This is a genomic window from Parasutterella secunda (genome assembly GCF_023336895.1).
GTDB classification, from domain to species: domain Bacteria; phylum Pseudomonadota; class Gammaproteobacteria; order Burkholderiales; family Burkholderiaceae_F; genus Aphodousia; species Aphodousia faecalis.
In genome coordinates, this window is record NZ_JAMBLT010000013.1 from 12,663 (window position 1) to 30,373 (window position 17,711).

Consider the following 17,711-nt stretch of genomic DNA (forward strand, 5'->3'; position numbering starts at 1 on the left):
TATTTAGTTAGGCGTAGTATAAGTCGAACCAGTTAAAAATTTTGAGGTGTCAGATGGATTTGATTTTGAATCCGATTATTCTTTCAGTGTTGGTGCTTTGCGTATTGTGTTTGGTTAAAGTCAATGTACTTTTAGCTTTGATATTCGCAGCTATTACAGCCGGTATCTCCGGTCACCTTGAAATCGGTCAAACGATGACTTTGTTGGCTGACGGTTTTTCCGCTAACGCCACAACAGCCTTATCCTATATATTATTAGGCACATTCGCCGTTGCTATCGCAGATACCGGACTGATGCAGATGTTGGTTGCGTGGCTATCTAAGCATTTAGGATCACGCAGGATGGTTTTCTGTTTGGTTCTCGCATTTATTGCCTGTTTGTCCCAAAACGTGGTACCTGTTCATATCGCTTTCATTCCGCTTCTTATTCCGCCTCTTTTGACTTTGATGAACAAAATGCAGTTGGATCGACGTGCCGCTGCTTGCGCATTAAGTTTTGGTCTGGAAGCTCCTTATATTACCTTACCGATTGGTTTCGGTCTTATTTTCCAAGGCATTGTTGCCGACAGCATGACGCGAAGCGGTATGACAACCACGGTTTCAGATGTGGCTTCTGTCAATTGGATTCTTGGCCTATCAATGTTTATTGGTCTTTTGGTCATGATTTTCGGCTTTTATCGAAAGCCAAGGAAATATAAAGACTCTGAAGCTGCACTTGAGGTAAAGACTGAGGTTGTTGCAAAGCTTGAACAAAAGCACTGGGCAGCACTTATCGCTATTGTTTTGGCGGTGGCAGTTCAGCTTATTTGGCAATCTTTACCTTTAGCCGCCTTATTTGGACTGATTGTCATGATTTTGGGCAGGGCTTTTAGTTTTTCGGAATTGGATCAGCATATTGCCCACGGTATTTCCATGATGGGATTTATTGCCTTTGTCATGCTGATTGCCGGCGGCTATGCGGCGATTCTCAAAGAAACCGGTGCTGTCGGACAATTAATTGAAAGTGTTGTCCCTTATTTGCATACCAACAAGGTTATGGCTGCCACGATCATCGTTTTGATCGGTTTAATTGTCACCATGGGGATCGGAACTTCCTTCGGCACTGTTCCTATTTTGGCTGTAATTTACGTGCCTTTGTGTGAGGCTGTTGGTTTTTCACTGCCCGCGACCATTCTTCTAATGTCAGCGGCTGGAGCCTTGGGCGATGCTGGGTCTCCGGCTTCGGATACGACGCTTGGACCAACGAGCGGGTTAAACGCAGATGGCCAGCATGATCATATTTGGGATACTTGTGTTCCGACCTTTATTGCCTACAACATTCCGCTTATGCTGGCAGGCATAATCGGTGCTCAGTTCCTCTGAGTTATTCCGAAGGAGTCATTGCTTTCAAAACGATTTCTGCGTTTTGTCTGCACGTATCATTATTGTTTTGTGCGCAAGCTTGTTGAACTAATTTCCAGATGTCTCTTTTGTACGGATGCAATATCAGAGCCTGAAGAGCTGAGGACTGTGCTGTCGCATAGTCCTTTGTTTCCAGACTGGCGGCGGCAAGATTGCACCATATTGATGTTTCTGCGGGATTGGCCTTTGCGGCGCGTTGAAAGAGTTTAACGGCAAGACTGTGGTCTTTTTGATTAAAGGCGTTGATTCCATAGGCATTGAGCTGTTCGGCCATCTGCGCCTGTCCAATTCCCGGTCTTGGAAAAGATTGAATTAACGCCAATAGCTCCTTGAGTTCAGAAGGCTTATACAGTCTTTGATTCAAAATTTCTAAAACCGATGTAATTGGCGTTACCGATGACGCTTCTTGAATTCTTTCATGCTGTTCTTCAGGCATATCTTTTGTAATCGGCTGAGCTTGAAGCGAACTCGAGAACAATATTAATAGACTAACTGACACTAAAAGCGATTGGGATAACTTGTTATTCAACATAATTTTCAATTCGATCTTGAAAAGCAAATAAAAATTAAGGATTGTATTAAAATTATTTCAAAAATAAATTAAATAACCTATTTTCCCAACGATCAATCTGTTATGCTAATCCCCGTCACCGGTTCATCGCAGTGGGCTTTGCCGTGCAGAAATTTTTCGTTTATTTACTCTCTCTTGGTCATTTATGTGTGGATTTGGCACCAGGTGCCCTCCCCGCTATTCTCCCCTTCTTAGTTTTATACAACGGGTTAAGCTACACAGAAGTGGCAGGCCTTATGTTTGCTTCATCCTGCTTGTCTTCTATTGTTCAGCCGGTATTTGGTTATTGGGCGGACAAGAGTTCAAAACAATGGTTTATGGCGTTGGGTATCGCAATGAGCGGTATCGGTTTGGGGATTTCCGGCCTTTTTTCTAATTATTGGTTTGTTTTTATCGCCATTACACTGATGGGAGTGGGAAGCTCGATCTTTCACCCTGTCGCGGCGCGGACTGTTAATCGTATTTCTTCAGGTAATAAAGCCACCGGAATCGGTATTTTCTCGGTTGGCGGCAACCTCGGTTTTGGCGTTGCTCCAATGATTGCGGCTGCAGCTCTGAGCGTATGGGGTACTTCAGGGACTGTATTGTTTTTGGTTTTCGGACTTTTGATGTCTGCGTTAATGATTTGGGCTGTCCCAAAAATGGTTGCTTCTGTACGGGCTGAGAACCAAAAAATCCCGGCAAATCAAAAGAAAGTATCGACAGGCAGCACGAACGATTGGCATGGATTTATGCGCTTGAGCTTTGTCATTTTATTTAGAAGTATCGCGCAGACAAGCGTTTTGGCCTTCCTTCCCCTTTACTGTATCTACCGCTTTGGTATATCAGAAGCTTTATCGGGGACTTTATTGTCCTTCCTTTGTTTAAGCGGTGCGGTTATGACCGTGTTGGGCGGTTGGTTAACCGATAAAGTGGGATTGATTCGTGCTTGCAAGTTGGGTTATTTATTGATGGCCCCCGCCTTTGCACTAGTGTTGGTAGTTCCCTCAGTATGGTGGATATACCCGATTCTTATTCTGATCAGCTTCACGTTGAATGGAACCTATGCGGCTTTTGTGGTTTTGGGACAATCTTATTTAGCCAAAAACGTTGGATTGGCTTCGGGCGTAACCATGGGATTGTCTGCAAGTTTAGGTGGAATTTTTACACCGATTTTAGGAATGGTGGCTGACGCATACGGCATTACCACCGTTATGGTGATGCTCGTTGTAATCGGTGCGCTTTGCGCCATCTCTTCGTTCCTGTTGCCTGAACCAAAAAGTGAATAGTGCAAAGCTAACGAATTATTTAATTTCGGTGAACCGGTAGTGCGTGTAACCGACGCTGTTATTTTCGGCAATGGCTGTCAACATGGTGGAGTGTCGTTTTTCCCAGATTTGTCTGACCGTCTCATTCGGTGCGGCACCAAAAGTTAAATCGATGGAGGCCTGATCAACGGCAACAGGATCAAGGCTCGCCAAAATGCCGATATTGCCAAGATTGGTAGCATGCTCGCAACCATCGGTCGGTTCAAAAGCATCCAGAACGTTAACGAATGCCCATCTCCCCTGCTTAGCTTGCATGGTGGCTTTAACAGCATCTGACATCGCTTCGCAGGTCGTTTGATCATCGCGCGATGAAAAATGATCCATCACTTCACCGGCTGAGTGGATAAGGCATTTTCCTTCCACGCCTGTTCCCATGCAAATGGACAAATTTTTGAGGGTGCCACCATAGAAATCTAAAAAATGGGCTTTAAAGCGAACCATTGAAATCAACGTATCGTAATTGGCAAAATGACTGCCGGTTCTGGCAAATTTCAAGTGGTAGCCTTTTGATACCGGAAGATCCATGTATCCGTCAGCATCCAAAATATCAATGGGGGCGATGGTTTCGTCAAAACCGTTGCCACGAGCAACTTCCAGATGTTTGGTCGTTGTGTCTCTCGGCGGATAGCAATTATTGTCAATTAAAGTGGCTTTTGTGTGATCGGCTAAAGCCTTTACTAATTGCGGATCTAAATGCGGTCCACCAGGAGTCTCAAAAGTCATTTTGATGCCAACGCGTCCTTTAAGTGCTTGTTTTAATGCACTATAGACACGAATTAACGCCTCTGAATTGACTTGCGGTACAAAGAAAACTTCCGGAGCGCTGGCATCGTTGACGCGGTGAGTCAAGCGCGAGGTTAGGTCGTTGTCGGCAGCGAGAGTCAGTCCGGGAGCGGCCAATGCCCCGACTGTCAGAGCCGATGATTTAAGAAAGTCTCGTCTTTTCATACTAATTCTCCACTATTTTTTAATTGCTCTGAATGTAACAGGCTGATTTCCGCTTTGTTTAAGAGCTTCGGTGGCTTCGGATGACATTTTCCCCATCGGGACTAAATCTTCTGAATGTCTGAAATCTTTGACGAAAACACAAATATTTCCCCAAGGAATGTAATAGGCTAGATCGCCGACTTTGGGATCAGTAGCTGTCGGTGCTGAACCGATCGTTAAAGGTTGTTTTAAATAAGCGATGCGTTCGGTTGAACCAAAGTTTTCAAATGTTAGCGTCATCGGCAGCCTGTCAGCAAAGGCCCGAGCCGCGTCATGTTTGAGAAGATCAACGGCAAAAGCTCGTTCACCAATGATCATTTCAATAGTTTGAGCCATCACGGTTTCTCCCATCAATAAAGTGCTCAAAACAAAGGGCAGCAGGATTTTTTTCATTGATCTCTCCCTTTTGAACAAATTTTCTTTGTTTTATTTTTGCAAAAGCTCTTTGAGAATGATTGCCTGAATATGGCTCATCTTTGAGGAATTCTCTATATTTAATATTTTTGGTGCTCTTTAACAGCGACAAAAAAGCCGAGCAGTTTTTGCCCGGCTTTTTCCCCTATTAATACGGATTAGTTGAAAACACTTTGATGCCGTTTAATCATCACCAGTCCCATCGTAAGCAGTGCGCAGATAAATAAGAAAGCACCCTGTAATGAAACGGCCGATGAAATCGCTCCAATCAATGCCGGCCCGGCTAATAAGCCACCATAGCCCACTGTGGTAACAGCGGTAATGGCTTTGACACTATCCATTGAGTTGGTTCTGGAGGCAGCCGAAATCAGAATCGGCGCCAAGTTGGCAATACCCAAACCCATCACAAAGAGTGAGGCAAACGCAGCGATCGGATGAGGTATAAAAACAAGTGCCAAAAGCGTTACTAAAATCAAAAGCGTGCCAATCGTTAAAACGGCTTGAGGGCCCAACTTTGTCGTTAATTGGTCACCGGTTAAGCGAGAAATAGCCATTGCGATGACAAAGAGCGTGTACCCGAAAGCACTGGCTTCTTGGGGTACTCCGGCATTGTCTCGAAGATAAATCGCACTCCAGTCCAGCATCGCGCCTTCAGCTAAAAAGATAACGCCGCAAATAACAGCCAAAACACCGATGGGACCCATCAGACTAAAACAAATTTTGCCGGTCTTTTCTTTTTTAGGCGCTTCAAGTTTAGTGTTTTCAATTTTTCGCAAAATGGCGATTAACACCAAAGCTAAGACAATCATCAAGAACCCAACGGCGGTTATCGGGGCAAAACCCGAGACAAATAAAGCAGTCAGAGCGGCAGCCGAGGCGACTTCACCGATGGAGTAAGCGGCATGCAGCCCACTCATGAGACGGCTTTTTTGGCGATTTTCAAGATAGGTGCCATAAATGTTGACGCTTACTTCAAGGCAACCTAGCGCAACGCCATAAGTCAGTAAAGCGAAGCATTCAAAGTAAAAACCGGGCATCAACGCCAAGAGCACTAAAAGCAGGCAGGAGGCAAGACCTGATAAAGCAATGGCGTTTCTTGCGCCCAGTCTCTGAGTTAGGGTACCCGCAAGAGGCATACCGACAAAGGATCCCACCCCTAATCCCAAAAGAAGGAATCCCAAAACATAAGGCTCAAGTGCAAGCTTGGATTGCACAAAGGGAATCAATGGCGCCCATGATGCAACAGTGAAACCTCCGGTGAAAAAGCCGATACGGGCAGCCCAAAGTTCAAACTTTGAGACGGCTCTTGTACGGTTTGCCGCATTGGTTTTCTCACTGAAAGGTAAGTCAGACTGGGTATGAAGTACTGATAAGTCATGTTCAGAAGTGCTGACTGCACTGTCTGGTTTGTGTTTTAGAGAATGTAAAGCCATAAATAACTAATTGATTAACCTAGATACTTGGTATTATTTCATCAAAAAGCCGAAATAACGAGTTAGAATCTATCAACATTCTGATAGAGGTGCCGTAATGGGTCTTAAAATTGATGAAATTCGCTCTTTTGTAGCGGTGGCGGAAACGGGTTCCTTTTCGGCGGCCGCGAGAAACCTCAAGCGAGCGCAGTCGGTAGTGTCCATGCACATTGCCGGTTTTGAAGCCGAACTTGGTTATAAACTTTTCGATCGAACCCCTAAACCGGTGCTAACTGCTCAAGGTCGAGAGCTTTTGGTCGGAGCCAAACGTGTTTTAGTGGAAGCCGATCGTCTGCAAAACCGCGCGCTTACACTTAGCGAGACTCAAACTCCCTCCATTTATATGGGTATTGATTTGGTGCTTGAAGCACCGGTCATGATTGATTTATTAAGACTTTTTGCTAAATCATTCCCCTCGGTTCGTCTGCAGATTGAAAATATTTCGGGTTCGGAAGCCAAGTGGTTTTTCACGAAAACAGCCATGAATTTGGCTTTGGTTTTCTCATCAGATCCGTCGCTAGAAAGTGATGAATATATTTTGGGCCACTCCCCGTTATCGATTGTCGTGGCAAAGAATCATCCGCTTGCGGCCATTGACAGACCAACAGTGGATGATTTGAGACGTTATCGTCAGATAGTCGTTCATGCGCGTGATCCGCAATCCCCCAGTCCTGCTGTGGTTAACACGGATTATTGGGAAATCGATAGTGGTTTATGGGCTTTGGGGTTAGCAGCCCGTGGGGTGGGTTGGGCCATTTTGCCGAACTTCCTTTTAATCGGTCAGTCCGCTTTTCGCAGTTCAGTGGTGACGATTAACTCTCCGTTCAGACTTGAAGCTCAGCGTCTCGTTCTCAGAAGTAAAAAGGGAGAAGTCAGCGCAGAGATAATTGATTGGTGGGCTAAGACCATTGATAAAAATAAAACAAAGTTAGGACTTCAGGTTCAATAGTACAAGACAGAATCGGTTAAATTTTCGCTCTATTTGACACGAAGTGAAGGAATAACTGAAGGATAATAAAGCAAAGAAAGCAGAGGGGTCTTGAAAATTGCCGTCAGTTCCGCAAACCTCAACCATTTGTTGGTCAATTGCCCAGGCTCTGGCTCATGGAGCATGATCGTTTTTTACGGAACTTAATTAATGACTAACTTTCTAGGCAATGGTGCTTGATCTTATTACAATAAATCGTGCCTATTTTATTTCTGTGCCACCATGAACTTTATTGTTAAGCATTTTTCTGAACTGTCCACTGAAGAGCTCTTTAAAATTTATCGGTTACGAGTAGCCGTTTTTGTCGTCGAGCAGCAATGCGCCTATCAGGAAGTCGATGAGGCAGATAAAGTTTCCTACCATCTTTGGCTTCAAGAAGGCGAAACAATTTTGGCCTATTTAAGAGTCATTCCTGCCGGTGTCCTCAGACATGAAGTCTCATTGGGCCGAGTGATTGCTGTTAAGCGTCATCAGGGACTCGGGACAAAAATCGTCGAACACGCAATTGCGTTTGCAAAAGAACAATTAGGAGCTGGAGAAATTGTCATTGAGGCACAGACTTACGTACGAGGTTTGTATGAAAAATTAGGTTTTAGGGCAGAGTCTGAAGAATTTTTAGAAGACGGAATTCCCCATGTTCGTATGAGACTTCTTCTTAAAAAAACTTAAGAAGGTACAGACAAATTGCTTTCAACCTGATAAAATTCACGCCCTAACGTTCGTTAGGTACCTTTAGGGGCATAGCACAATGGTTAGTGTACTCGGCTCTGAACCGAGGTATCTTGGTTCGATTCCAAGTGCCCCCGCCACTCTCTCCCTCGTTTAATTCAATTCGTTGACTTCACAAGACATTCAAAGATTTTTGTCAACACTCTTTATCTTATCCGCACTTTCCTTCTTTTCCGACAAAACCATCATGTTGAAAACGACTATCCGATTGTCTTTCACGGGTTCTTGCCCCTACAGTTTTTCGGTGTGTTCGTAGCGATCGGTTTGTATCTGGTGCTGCTGTATTTTTGTGGCTATTACGTTTCGACCGCTTTGTATTTGATTGGATCGCTTTTGTTTTTGAAGGTACCGATGAAATACAACCTGATGACTGTTGTCGTGATGATCATGATGGTGGCGGTTGTGTTCTCGTATTTTCAGTTCCCCTTCCCACGGGGCTTTTATTCGGCTAAAAGGAGTCCGACATGTTAGAGACATTATCTTCAATGGGCGCGGGCTTCATCAATGCCTTTTCACCGATAAACCTTCTTGCAATGGTGGCCTCCACCGCTTTGGGGATCACGATCGGATGTCTTCCGGGGGATTGACTTTAAGGACGATAAACAATTGGGCGAACTGATCAAGGCCCAGGACGTTTTTGCCCTCGAAGTGATTTCGAAGCTCTATTAATTTCAGATTTAATTCAGATCTGACTGTTCGTTTGTGAATGAGGCCGCGAAGGGATTACACTTTCGGGGTCTTTTTTTGATTTTTAACCAATGACAGGGATAAAAAATACGGCTTATCCGCCAATCATTGTTTTTCTAGCCTTGCTGATGACGATTCTGGTCATGCGCGGACCCATCACCTGTGTGGGCGCTGTTGCAGAGGAAATCATTAAAACCCTTCATATCGGCTACCCCGCTTACGGATTTCTCACCGCACTACCCATCGCTTGTTTCGGACTCTTTTGCGCGGCGGCGCCAGCAATGAGCAAACGTTTCGGGCTTCTCGTTACCGTATTGATTTGTTTAGCACTGATTCTTATCGGCACGGCAGGTCGTCTAATCCCTTCTTATTCAGTCATGCTTATGGCAACAGCTCTCATCGGAATCGGCATTGCCGTTCTCAATGTGTTGATGCCTGTTTTGCTTAGAGATTATTTTCCGAATAACATCGCCCTGGTTATGGGAGTGTTCACAGGATTTATCGGTTTTTCCGGATCAATAGGCGCTTATTTTTCAGTGCCGCTTTTAGATGCGTTTGGTTCTCTTGAGGCCCCTTTAGGGCTTTGGGTGCTGATGTCGGCTTTGGCGCTTGTGGCGTGGTTTTTGGCGCCCCGCGCTAAACGAATCACTGTGGCGGGCGGCGCTTTTCAGTGGGCGCTATTGAAAAAGCCCCTGACATGGGCCGTGATTTTTGTGATGGGAATGCAGTCGCTCACTATTTATACAACGGTGGCGTGGCTTCCCACCATTTTGAGCACTTTAGGTTTTTCTGCTTCCGAGGCCGGATTGGGCTCCGCTGTTTTCTTGCTCGTGAGCGCGCCAGCGAGTATTTTGACGGCGGCTTTCATCAAAGCGGTCGGCGGTGAGCGCCCGGCCTCCCTGATTATGACGGCAAGTTTTGCTATCGGCATCGTCCTTTGGTTATTGGGCGGAACCTGGTCCTTTGTGGGATGTGTTTTAGCCGGTATTCCCCAAGGCATCACTTTCAGTATGGCGATGATTTTAATGGCAAAAAAGACCAACAGTCTTTCTCAGCTTTTGGTCATTTCCAGTCTTGCGCAGGGAATCGGTTACGTTTTGGCCGGTTTTGGCCCCTTTATCTGCGGTCTGCTTTACCAAGGGGATGGTCAGTGGCTGTCTGTGGTTGGTTTCATGTTGTGCGCGGTGGCACTTTGGGGACTGAGCGCCTGGTATGCATTCGGTGACCGAAAGCTTTTTGATTAGGCGCTCATTACCATTGGTGCTTTAATTTTTAACTTTGACGTCGGGGAAATCTTCAAGAAGCCCTTCTGTCACGTTGGTAGCCAATTTCTCATAAGGCGGCTTGATCTTGTGATAGGCTGAAGCAACAAGGTCTGTCGCCAAAGCGATGTGCCAATCGTCAAGCTGCGAATTCGGTAGTGAATCCGATGAGTAAGTCTTTTTGTAAATCAGCTCGCCTTGAGCGTCGTGCAATTCGTAGTGGACTCGAAGCTTTGTGTAGGTACCCAATACCGCGTAGTTATTTTGAACACCTTCAATTCTCGCAACGAGTTTGGCATCGGCGCTGTCTGATTTAGAAGTTTCGTGAAGAACCTTATAGCCCTTCTCTTCTAATCCTTTTTGGGTCTTTTTAAGTAGAACTTGATAAATGTCGGACTCGACGTTGTTTTTAGGCATCCCCGTGTAAACGTAGATGCTGTCGATTCCTTCAGTATTGATTTCCGGTTGATGTGTAAAAGTTGAGCAACCGGTTAAAAGTACCGCACAGGCGGAGAGGGTCAAAAGCTTTGTACGCATTGGCGAACTCCGTCAAAAATGAAATTAGAGTTCGCCATTTTAACTAAAAAGCTTTCTGACATTTTTGAAAAATCGTAAAAAAATATGAATTCTCAATAAGTTATAGCTTCCGGCAATTACTTTAAGTAACACTTGAGTTTTTCGATAAGGGAGAGATCCGCCGGTAACCAGTTCACTGTGTCTAAAGTATCGATTGTTAACCATTTGGCGTCTTCATGCTCCTTGAGAACAAGATCGCCGTGCTTAATGGAACAGATGAAGCAGTGCATCTTCAAGTGAAACTTCGGGTAGTCATACTCCACGGTATCAATGAGATCTCCTACCTCGATATCTGTTTCAAGTTCTTCTTTAATTTCGCGAACTAGCGCTTTTTGAGGTGTCTCCCCTGCTTCCATCTTGCCGCCGGGAAACTCCCAACCGCCTTCAAATTCACCGTACCCGCGTTGAGTGGCGAAAATTTGATCATCGTGTTTAATGATTGCAGCGACGACTTCAATCGTTTTCATTCATTTACCCTGCAGTAATATATTCAAAAATGTCTGCACGAACTGGCGTTTCAAGTTTGTATTGAATCTCAAAAGCCGTATCGTTGGACTCCGGCATTCTAACCTCTGTCGGATTTCCATGTGCGTTTATTTCTCCGAAGAAATAAAATTCTTTAGTTTCTTTGTCGTCTTTATTTTTTCTCACAAAAAGATAAATTTTGTTGTTCCGATCGGCTTCGGTACGCTTAAACATATGGTCAGCGTCTGTCGAACTCGCTTTTCTCGGGTGCTTAGATAATGCAATGAGTTCATCCGGAGAAATGAATCGGTCTTCATATGCAATAGCGTTCTCTTCTTTAACGTAGTTAATAAAGACAGGAAGTGTCTTAGTTTCTGCGTCGTAGAAGTATCCGCCAATATTTTGAGCATTTAAATTGCGAGTCCACCCTAAAAGACGTTGAACCTCATCATAGGTGTATTTTTGATATAAAACAAAATCTGTTTCTTTATAGCGATTTGCGTATTGTATTTGATTTTGTTTTAAACCAAACTCAATGGTCTCTGTCAATAGATTTCTAAATGCGAGATTTGATTGAATAGATTGAACTAGGTACGGATCAATCGAATAGCTACCATTAGCATTTTGATGGATAAAAGCAAGATTTTTTAATTTTTGAGAATTAAATGTGCCTGATAGTTGTTTGGTTAAATTGATTATCTTGTATTCAGAGCTAGTAAATATTCCCATTGTTTTTCGTCATTCATTGACATGAACTAACGGCACAAAGCGACATTAACAAAGTGTTTAATGGCTGATTGGATATACTCAAAGCTCGTTTTAACGCATCTTTCAGAAAGGATACAGCAATGCGCAAAACACTCGTTGCACTATCTCTTGGACTTGCGCTTAGCGGCACGGCTTTGGCTGCCGATGATTTCCGCTTAGTCATTCACGGCGGCGCCGGCAATATCGTCGAAGGCCGTTTTTCACCTGAAGAAGAAAAGGCCTATCACGAAGGTCTGCAGGCGGCTTTGAAAGCAGGCTATGAAGTGCTCAATCGCGGTGGCACTTCCGTCGAAGCGGTAAAGGCTGCTATCAACCAAATGGAACTCAATCCCATTTTCAACGCCGGTCGCGGTGCCGTTTTCACCAATGAAGGGAAAAACGAGTTGGATGCCTCCATCATGGACGGCAAGACGTTGACAGCAGGCGCTGTTGCCGGCGTGACCAACGTCAAGCATCCGGTGAATTGCGCTGACTTGGTTCGCACCAAATCGCCCCATGTCATGATGGCTTCAAAAGGCGCAGAAAAATTCTGTGCGGCCAATGGTGCCGAAATCGTCGATCCCAAGTGGTTCTTCACCCAACATCGCTATGATCAGTTGAAAAAAGCTCAAGAAAAAGAACAAATCCTGTTGGATCACGACGGCGCCAAGAAAACTTCCAATGCCGAGCTCTACATCGATCCTTTGATGTACGACTACAAATTCGGAACGGTCGGCGCAGTTGCGCTGGATAAACACGGCAACCTCGCTGCTGCCACCTCCACAGGCGGCATGACCAACAAGCGTTTCGGTCGTATCGGCGATAGCCCCATCATCGGTGCCGGCACCTATGCCAACAACGACACGGTGGCTGTTTCCGCAACCGGTTCTGGTGAAATGTTTATCCGTACTTCTGCCGCTTACAACGTTTCCGTACACTACAAGTACGAGGGTCCTGATGTGCAAAAAGCCGGCGAAGCGGCCATTAAGGATGTCGGCGCCATCGGCGGCACCGGTGGCTTGATTATCTTGGATCGCAAGGGTCAGTACGCCTTCCCGATGAATTCCGCCGGTATGCACCGCGGCACCATCGGTCCGGATGGGAAAGCCATGACCGCGATGTACGGCACGGAAAAATTGCGTGAGTACAAAGCAAAATAAGGCGCTCTAGACTCCTTTGAACCGCTCGAAACCCGAGCGGTTTTTTCTTGATGTTAAAACACTCAAACGGGATTATCTACCGTTTATAGAGCTTGAAAGTGCTGAAACGGCATTAAGTAGCTTGCCAGATGTTGTGAAGCTTTATAACGAAGAGCATCCGCATTCTGCTTTAGGCTACCTATCACCGGTGGAATTTAGAGAAAAGAAAGGCTTAATAGAGCCCCAAACTAAACTAGATGACCCAATTTGTTTAATTACAGGCTTCATGCTTAGCAACTCGGAAGAACGCTTGGAAAATGTTTGCTAAACTGGAGGGCCATTCCTAAGTCACAGAGGCTGTCCTGCCTCCCGGGTTCCAATCCAGTTGTAGGACCAATGTCAATAGAAAGAAAGGCAGTCAGTACAGTAACTCTAAATCGCATTTACAGCCTCATTTGAGACGCTTTTGAATGAAACAGAAGACACAAACCGCACGTACTGCCAATGGGTTCATCTATAAATTTAACGGTATCTACTGTATGCAGTGTATATCGGACAATCTCTTTTAGAGAATAAAAATTTAATTACACTGACTATTGAAGCTATAGAAAAGAACTAAAAAGACGGATAGTTACACTTTTAAAAAACACTAATGCTAATTGCCTAACTTATTGATCACATTCAGTTTTCAAAAATAATACTTTTTTAGCAACCAATATCTTGTGTCAATATGAATTTTACATCCAAAAGATAGTAGTTTTTACTATTTGAAATTCAATTGATAGTGATTAAAATGACTCCCTCGTTCCCTATTAAAAAATAAGAGTTGACGTCATTTGACCGTCAGAGGATGTGCCATGAAAGTTGTAAAAAAAGATCAGTCACTTGAAGACTTCAACCCGCAAAAGATCTCTATCGCGGTCAATAAGGCCGCCATGCGTTGCGATAAAACCGTTGACGAGCCTTCTTGTCACAAAATCGTTGAAGCCATCCTCCGTCGTATCAAAGACCGCGACCAGGTGACCGTCGCTGAACTTCATGAGCTTGTCATTGCCGTGTTGTCGGTGACCGGTTTTGAAGACGTCGCCAAGTCATACGCCGAGTACCGCTATTACAAAACCAATTACGCCAAGACTTTTGAAAAGTTGCGTCAAGACGCCGACGATGTCCTTCGTTTGGGCGATCGCGAAAATGCTAACTTTGACAGCTCCTTGGTGTCCACCAAGGGTTCTTTGATCAAGGGTTATTTGACAAAGAGCCTTTATAAACAGTTCTATCTGTCTGCCAAAGAAAAAGAATTGATCGAACGCGGTGACATTTACATCCATGACCTGCGCGACATGATCTTGGGCTGTGTGAACTGCTGTTTGTTTGATATTAAGACGGTCCTTCAGGGCGGCTTTGAAATGTCTAACGTTCAATACACGGAACCGAAGACGGTGCTTTCTGCCCTGCAGGTGATCGGCGACATCACGCTCGTGGCCACGGCACAGCAATTCGGTGGTTTTACTTTAGCTGAATTGGATAAGGTTCTCCTGCCCTACGCTCACAAGACCTGGAACAAAGCTTTCAGTGAAGCAAAAAATGAATTGGCTTTGAATGAAGACGTTGCCCGTCACTACGCCGATAAGATTTTGCTTCGCGAGTTGGAGCAAGGCTTCCAGTCTCTCGAATTGAAGTTAAACACGGTGCCCTGCAGCCGCGGCGACTTTGCATTCACCACGATTTCTTTCGGTCAATGGGATGTCTCTTTGCCCGAGGATGACAAGCGCCTCTTGTGTCTCATCAATTCCGTTATGCTGCGTGTGCGCAGAAACGGCCACGGTCCCGACCACAAGCCCGTGGTCTTTCCGAAGTTGGTTTATCTCTACGATAAGAAGCAAGTGCACGGTGATTTGCACAGCGCGCAGCTTTTCGACGAAGCCGTTAAGACTTCCTCGACCTGCATGTATCCGGACTACCTTAGCATTTCAAGTGAGTACGGCACGGTCTCCCGTCTTTTCAAAGAAGAAGGCGTCATCACGAGCCCCATGGGTTGCCGCGCTTACCTCTCTCCGTGGAAGGATCCGGAAACCGGCAAATATGTCACAATCGGCCGCTGCAATATCGGTGCTGTGAGCTTGAACATCCCCTTGATGATCAAGGTGGCCATGACCGAGCATCCCTTGGATTGGCGAGAAAAGTTCTGGGATTTGCTCGACGATCGCCTGCAGGTGATTCGTGACTTCTTAAAGAAGCGCTACGATGTGATTCGCAACCAACGTTGCTCTTCCAACCCCTTGGCCTTTACGCAAGGCGGCTTCTACAAGGGTACGAAGGATCCCGATGACCGTGTCGGTGACTTGGTCGATTACATGACGGCCAGTTTCGGTATCACTGCATTGGATGATGCAACTTATCTTTGGACCGGCAAACGTATGATTGAAGATAATTCTGCATTTGCTGTTCAAGTGTTGCGTTACTTGCAACAAAAGTTAAATGAATTCAAGGCTGAAGATCATTATCTTTATGCCATTTACGGTACGCCCGCGGAGAGCCTTTGCGCCACCCAGGCTCGTCAGTATGACGACTACTGCAAGGAAATGGGCTTGGTCAATGAATTTGCAACGGCTGAACACTACAGTACCGAATACTTCACGAATTCGTTCCACTTGAATGTTACGGAAGATATTTCTCCGTTTGAAAAGCAAGACCATGAATTCAAGTGCTTCCACTTGTGTGAAGGCGGCCATATTCAATATGTCCGCTTAACGAACCCTGAAAACTTCGAAGCTGACAAGGCGATCATTGAACGCGGCATGGACATGGGCTTCTATCAAGGTGTTAATTTTGACGCAGCTTACTGCAATAATTGCGGCAAGCACTCGACGAACGTCATGTTCAAGTGTCCGCACTGCGGCAGCGACAACTTGTCAGTCATCAGTCGTGTCTGTGGTTACTTGGGTTACAGCAATGTGAACGGTCAATCGCGTATGAACGATGGCAAAATGGCTGAAATCAAGCGCCGTGTGTCGATGTAGTGAGGCTTGTCAATGAAGTACGCTCAATTACGTGAATTTGATACAACGAACGGCCCTGGTGTTCGAGTTTCGCTTTTTGTCTCGGGCTGCACCCTGCACTGCAAGGGCTGTTTTAATCCTGAGTCTTGGGACTTTGACGCCGGAGACGATTTCAACGAGAAAACCATTGAGCGCATCATTGAGTTACTTAAGCGCCCTTACATGTCAGGTTTGAGCGTTTTAGGCGGAGACCCGTTTGAAGAGCAAAATATCGGTCCTGTCACACAATTGTGCAAACGAGTTCGCCAAGCCTGCCCGGATAAGACTATTTGGGTTTGGACAGGACGCAAATATGAGCACTTTAAAGACCGTGAAATCATGGACTACATTGACACATTGGTTGATGGTCCTTACGTTGAAAAACTTAAAGTGAAAGAACAAGGACAATATTTCGGGAGCACAAACCAAAGAGTGATTCCGATTCATCTGGCTCAATAAAATCACGGCCCGCTGTTGCGGGCCTAATTATTTCTTATTAGTGAAATACAGGAATAACGTACAGTAATACTGCAAGAAACTGTAGAGCAGTGCCGGCAAAAACAAAAACGTGCCATATTGCGTGACTATAGGGAATCGATTTCCAGATGTAAAAGATCACGCCAAGACTATATGATAAGCCACCAGCGGTCAACAACCACAATCCCCCGTTTGCAAGATTTTCTATCAATGGCTCAATGACCAGAATAACTAACCAGCCCATCGCCAGGTACAAAAGCGAATTAAGCCATTTACTCTTTTTGATTAAAACACCTTGTAATGCGATACCGGCGAGCGCAATCGCCCAAACCGCAATACAAAGAGCAATACCTGTTACTCCTTCAAGCGTTACTAAACAAAACGGTGTGTAGCTGCCGGCAATCAGGACATAAATCATTGAATGGTCAAGCCGTTGCAGGATTCGTTTGGCTTTAGGATTGGGAATGGCGTGATAAAGCGTCGAGGCAACGTATAGAAAGATCATGCTTGCGCCAAATACGCTGACTGCGGTAATGACCGTTGGTGAGCCCGAGTAGGCAACAGCAAAGCCGACTAAAATTGCTAAACCGGCGATGCTCATTAAAGCCGCAATACCATGCGTAACAGCATTGGCAATCTCTTCGCCTGTTGTATAACGCCTGGTATGATCGGTCGCATGTACGGAAATAACCATGACATACCTCCCCTCTTTTTTACCGATTTTAGGTCAGACCTTTTAAATTAAAACATGTCTAAAATCACGACTTTGTATCAACTCATTTCAATTCGACCATGAAAAAGCTTTTAATTTCGATTTCTTGTTGTTTGATGGCAGGTTCTGCTATGGCCGCCGTTCAAGTGGGCTCCAGCCAATTTGCGGAAAAATTAACAAAAGAAGGTGCGGAACTCGTTTTAAACGGCGCCGGTCTGCGCGAGATCTTTTTTGTTGATGTTTATTCTGCTGGCCTTTATTTGAGTCAAAAGTCCAATGATGCGAATACAGTGATTACCATGAAGGGACCGAAGAGTGTCCGCTTGGTGTTGGAACGCGATGTGGATGCGGCCGACTTTGTTGATGCGCTCAAAGATGGGATCGCGGATAATACGACCGAAATAGAAAGAGAAGAACTCAAAACGGAATTGCAATCTTTAATTGCTGTGATGAATTTAATCGGCGATGTTAAAAAAGGCGATCAAGTGGATTTTGATTTCTCTGATAAGCATGCAACGAGCGTCAGTGTCAACGGAAAGTTGATTGGTGAAAAAATCGGCGGTCTTAAACTTTATCAAGCTGTTTTAAAAATCTGGCTTGGCGCCAAGCCCATTGATACCAAGTTAAAAGCCGATCTTTTGAAGTAATAATTTAATTTAAAAAAGCTCCGAAATTTTGTCAACTTCGGAGCTTTTGACGGAATAGTCAGAGACTATTCAAGCCGTTCATTAATACTTCAC

Annotated in this window: 19 protein-coding genes; 11 read left to right on the forward strand and 8 right to left on the reverse strand. The window is 45.1% G+C overall.

Annotated elements, in window-relative coordinates; all coding sequences use genetic code 11:
* Nucleotides 1-53: 53 nt before the first annotated feature.
* The gene (locus tag M3080_RS08265; RefSeq protein ID WP_022473402.1) at nt 54-1,361 is read left to right on the forward strand and encodes a Na+/H+ antiporter NhaC family protein; all 1,308 of its coding nucleotides are present in this window, start codon (nt 54-56) and stop codon (nt 1,359-1,361) included.
* A gap of 1 nt (nt 1,362) precedes the next feature.
* On the opposite strand, the gene M3080_RS08270 is transcribed toward M3080_RS08265, so the two are convergent.
* The gene (locus M3080_RS08270) at nt 1,363-1,932 is read right to left on the reverse strand and encodes a hypothetical protein (RefSeq protein WP_249092681.1); all 570 of its coding nucleotides are present in this window, start codon (nt 1,930-1,932) and stop codon (nt 1,363-1,365) included.
* Between the two features lie 143 nt (nt 1,933-2,075).
* Here M3080_RS08270 and M3080_RS08275 point away from each other — a divergent pair, with 143 nt between their 5' ends.
* Nucleotides 2,076-3,239 (forward strand): MFS transporter, encoded by a 1,164-nt coding sequence (locus M3080_RS08275; RefSeq protein ID WP_346429235.1) that lies wholly within the window; start codon nt 2,076-2,078, stop codon nt 3,237-3,239.
* Nucleotides 3,240-3,254: 15 nt separating this feature from the next.
* Here the strand turns inward: M3080_RS08275 and M3080_RS08280 are convergent, their stop codons facing one another.
* From M3080_RS08280 to M3080_RS08290, 3 genes are all read right to left on the reverse strand, one after another.
* Nucleotides 3,255-4,226: a DUF362 domain-containing protein gene (locus tag M3080_RS08280; RefSeq protein WP_249092683.1), complete on the reverse strand. Its 972-nt coding sequence runs from the start codon at nt 4,224-4,226 to the stop codon at nt 3,255-3,257.
* Nucleotides 4,227-4,238: 12 nt separating this feature from the next.
* On the reverse strand, nt 4,239-4,658 hold the full coding sequence (locus M3080_RS08285) for a cyclophilin-like fold protein (protein ID WP_249092684.1): 420 nt from the start codon (nt 4,656-4,658) through the stop codon (nt 4,239-4,241).
* A 179-nt stretch (nt 4,659-4,837) separates the two neighbouring features.
* Entirely contained in the window at nt 4,838-6,112 is a 1,275-nt protein-coding gene (locus M3080_RS08290) for an MFS transporter (protein ID WP_249092685.1), read from the reverse strand.
* A 97-nt stretch (nt 6,113-6,209) separates the two neighbouring features.
* Between M3080_RS08290 and M3080_RS08295 the strand changes: the two genes are divergently transcribed.
* From M3080_RS08295 to M3080_RS08305, 4 genes are all read left to right on the forward strand, one after another.
* The gene (locus M3080_RS08295; protein WP_249092686.1) at nt 6,210-7,100 is read left to right on the forward strand and encodes a LysR family transcriptional regulator; all 891 of its coding nucleotides are present in this window, start codon (nt 6,210-6,212) and stop codon (nt 7,098-7,100) included.
* Between the two features lie 261 nt (nt 7,101-7,361).
* Nucleotides 7,362-7,808: a GNAT family N-acetyltransferase gene (locus M3080_RS08300; protein WP_249092687.1), complete on the forward strand. Its 447-nt coding sequence runs from the start codon at nt 7,362-7,364 to the stop codon at nt 7,806-7,808.
* 524 nt (nt 7,809-8,332) lie between these two features.
* A complete protein-coding gene (locus tag M3080_RS09330; protein WP_258333221.1) occupies nt 8,333-8,455 on the forward strand; it encodes a hypothetical protein in 123 nt (40 codons plus the stop codon).
* Nucleotides 8,456-8,626: 171 nt separating this feature from the next.
* Nucleotides 8,627-9,799, forward strand: a complete 1,173-nt coding sequence (locus M3080_RS08305; protein WP_249092688.1) for an MFS transporter — start codon at nt 8,627-8,629, stop codon at nt 9,797-9,799.
* A gap of 21 nt (nt 9,800-9,820) precedes the next feature.
* Here the strand turns inward: M3080_RS08305 and M3080_RS08310 are convergent, their stop codons facing one another.
* From M3080_RS08310 to M3080_RS08320, 3 genes are all read right to left on the reverse strand, one after another.
* Complete coding sequence (locus M3080_RS08310) at nt 9,821-10,354, reverse strand: hypothetical protein (RefSeq protein WP_249092689.1); 534 nt, start codon at nt 10,352-10,354, stop codon at nt 9,821-9,823.
* A 116-nt stretch (nt 10,355-10,470) separates the two neighbouring features.
* Nucleotides 10,471-10,860 carry an 8-oxo-dGTP diphosphatase MutT gene (gene mutT / locus M3080_RS08315; RefSeq protein ID WP_249092690.1) on the reverse strand — a complete coding sequence of 130 codons (390 nt, stop codon included), beginning with the start codon at nt 10,858-10,860 and terminating at the stop codon, nt 10,471-10,473.
* 4 nt (nt 10,861-10,864) lie between these two features.
* Nucleotides 10,865-11,587 carry a DUF3427 domain-containing protein gene (locus tag M3080_RS08320; RefSeq protein WP_249092691.1) on the reverse strand — a complete coding sequence of 241 codons (723 nt, stop codon included), beginning with the start codon at nt 11,585-11,587 and terminating at the stop codon, nt 10,865-10,867.
* 119 nt (nt 11,588-11,706) lie between these two features.
* Here M3080_RS08320 and M3080_RS08325 point away from each other — a divergent pair, with 119 nt between their 5' ends.
* From M3080_RS08325 to nrdG, 4 genes are all read left to right on the forward strand, one after another.
* Nucleotides 11,707-12,765 carry an isoaspartyl peptidase/L-asparaginase family protein gene (locus M3080_RS08325; RefSeq protein WP_249092692.1) on the forward strand — a complete coding sequence of 353 codons (1,059 nt, stop codon included), beginning with the start codon at nt 11,707-11,709 and terminating at the stop codon, nt 12,763-12,765.
* 16 nt (nt 12,766-12,781) lie between these two features.
* Nucleotides 12,782-13,072 (forward strand): integrase core domain-containing protein, encoded by a 291-nt coding sequence (locus M3080_RS08330; protein ID WP_249092693.1) that lies wholly within the window; start codon nt 12,782-12,784, stop codon nt 13,070-13,072.
* 529 nt (nt 13,073-13,601) lie between these two features.
* Nucleotides 13,602-15,764, forward strand: a complete 2,163-nt coding sequence (nrdD, locus tag M3080_RS08335) for an anaerobic ribonucleoside-triphosphate reductase (RefSeq protein WP_249092694.1) — start codon at nt 13,602-13,604, stop codon at nt 15,762-15,764.
* Between the two features lie 12 nt (nt 15,765-15,776).
* Nucleotides 15,777-16,241, forward strand: a complete 465-nt coding sequence (nrdG, locus tag M3080_RS08340; protein WP_249092695.1) for an anaerobic ribonucleoside-triphosphate reductase activating protein — start codon at nt 15,777-15,779, stop codon at nt 16,239-16,241.
* Nucleotides 16,242-16,278: 37 nt separating this feature from the next.
* Here nrdG and trhA read toward each other — a convergent pair whose 3' ends face one another.
* On the reverse strand, nt 16,279-16,953 hold the full coding sequence (gene trhA / locus M3080_RS08345; protein WP_249092696.1) for a PAQR family membrane homeostasis protein TrhA: 675 nt from the start codon (nt 16,951-16,953) through the stop codon (nt 16,279-16,281).
* 134 nt (nt 16,954-17,087) lie between these two features.
* Between trhA and M3080_RS08350 the strand changes: the two genes are divergently transcribed.
* Nucleotides 17,088-17,618, forward strand: coding sequence for a chalcone isomerase family protein (locus tag M3080_RS08350; RefSeq protein ID WP_249092697.1), 531 nt, complete (start codon nt 17,088-17,090; stop codon nt 17,616-17,618).
* Nucleotides 17,619-17,711: the final 93 nt, after the last annotated feature.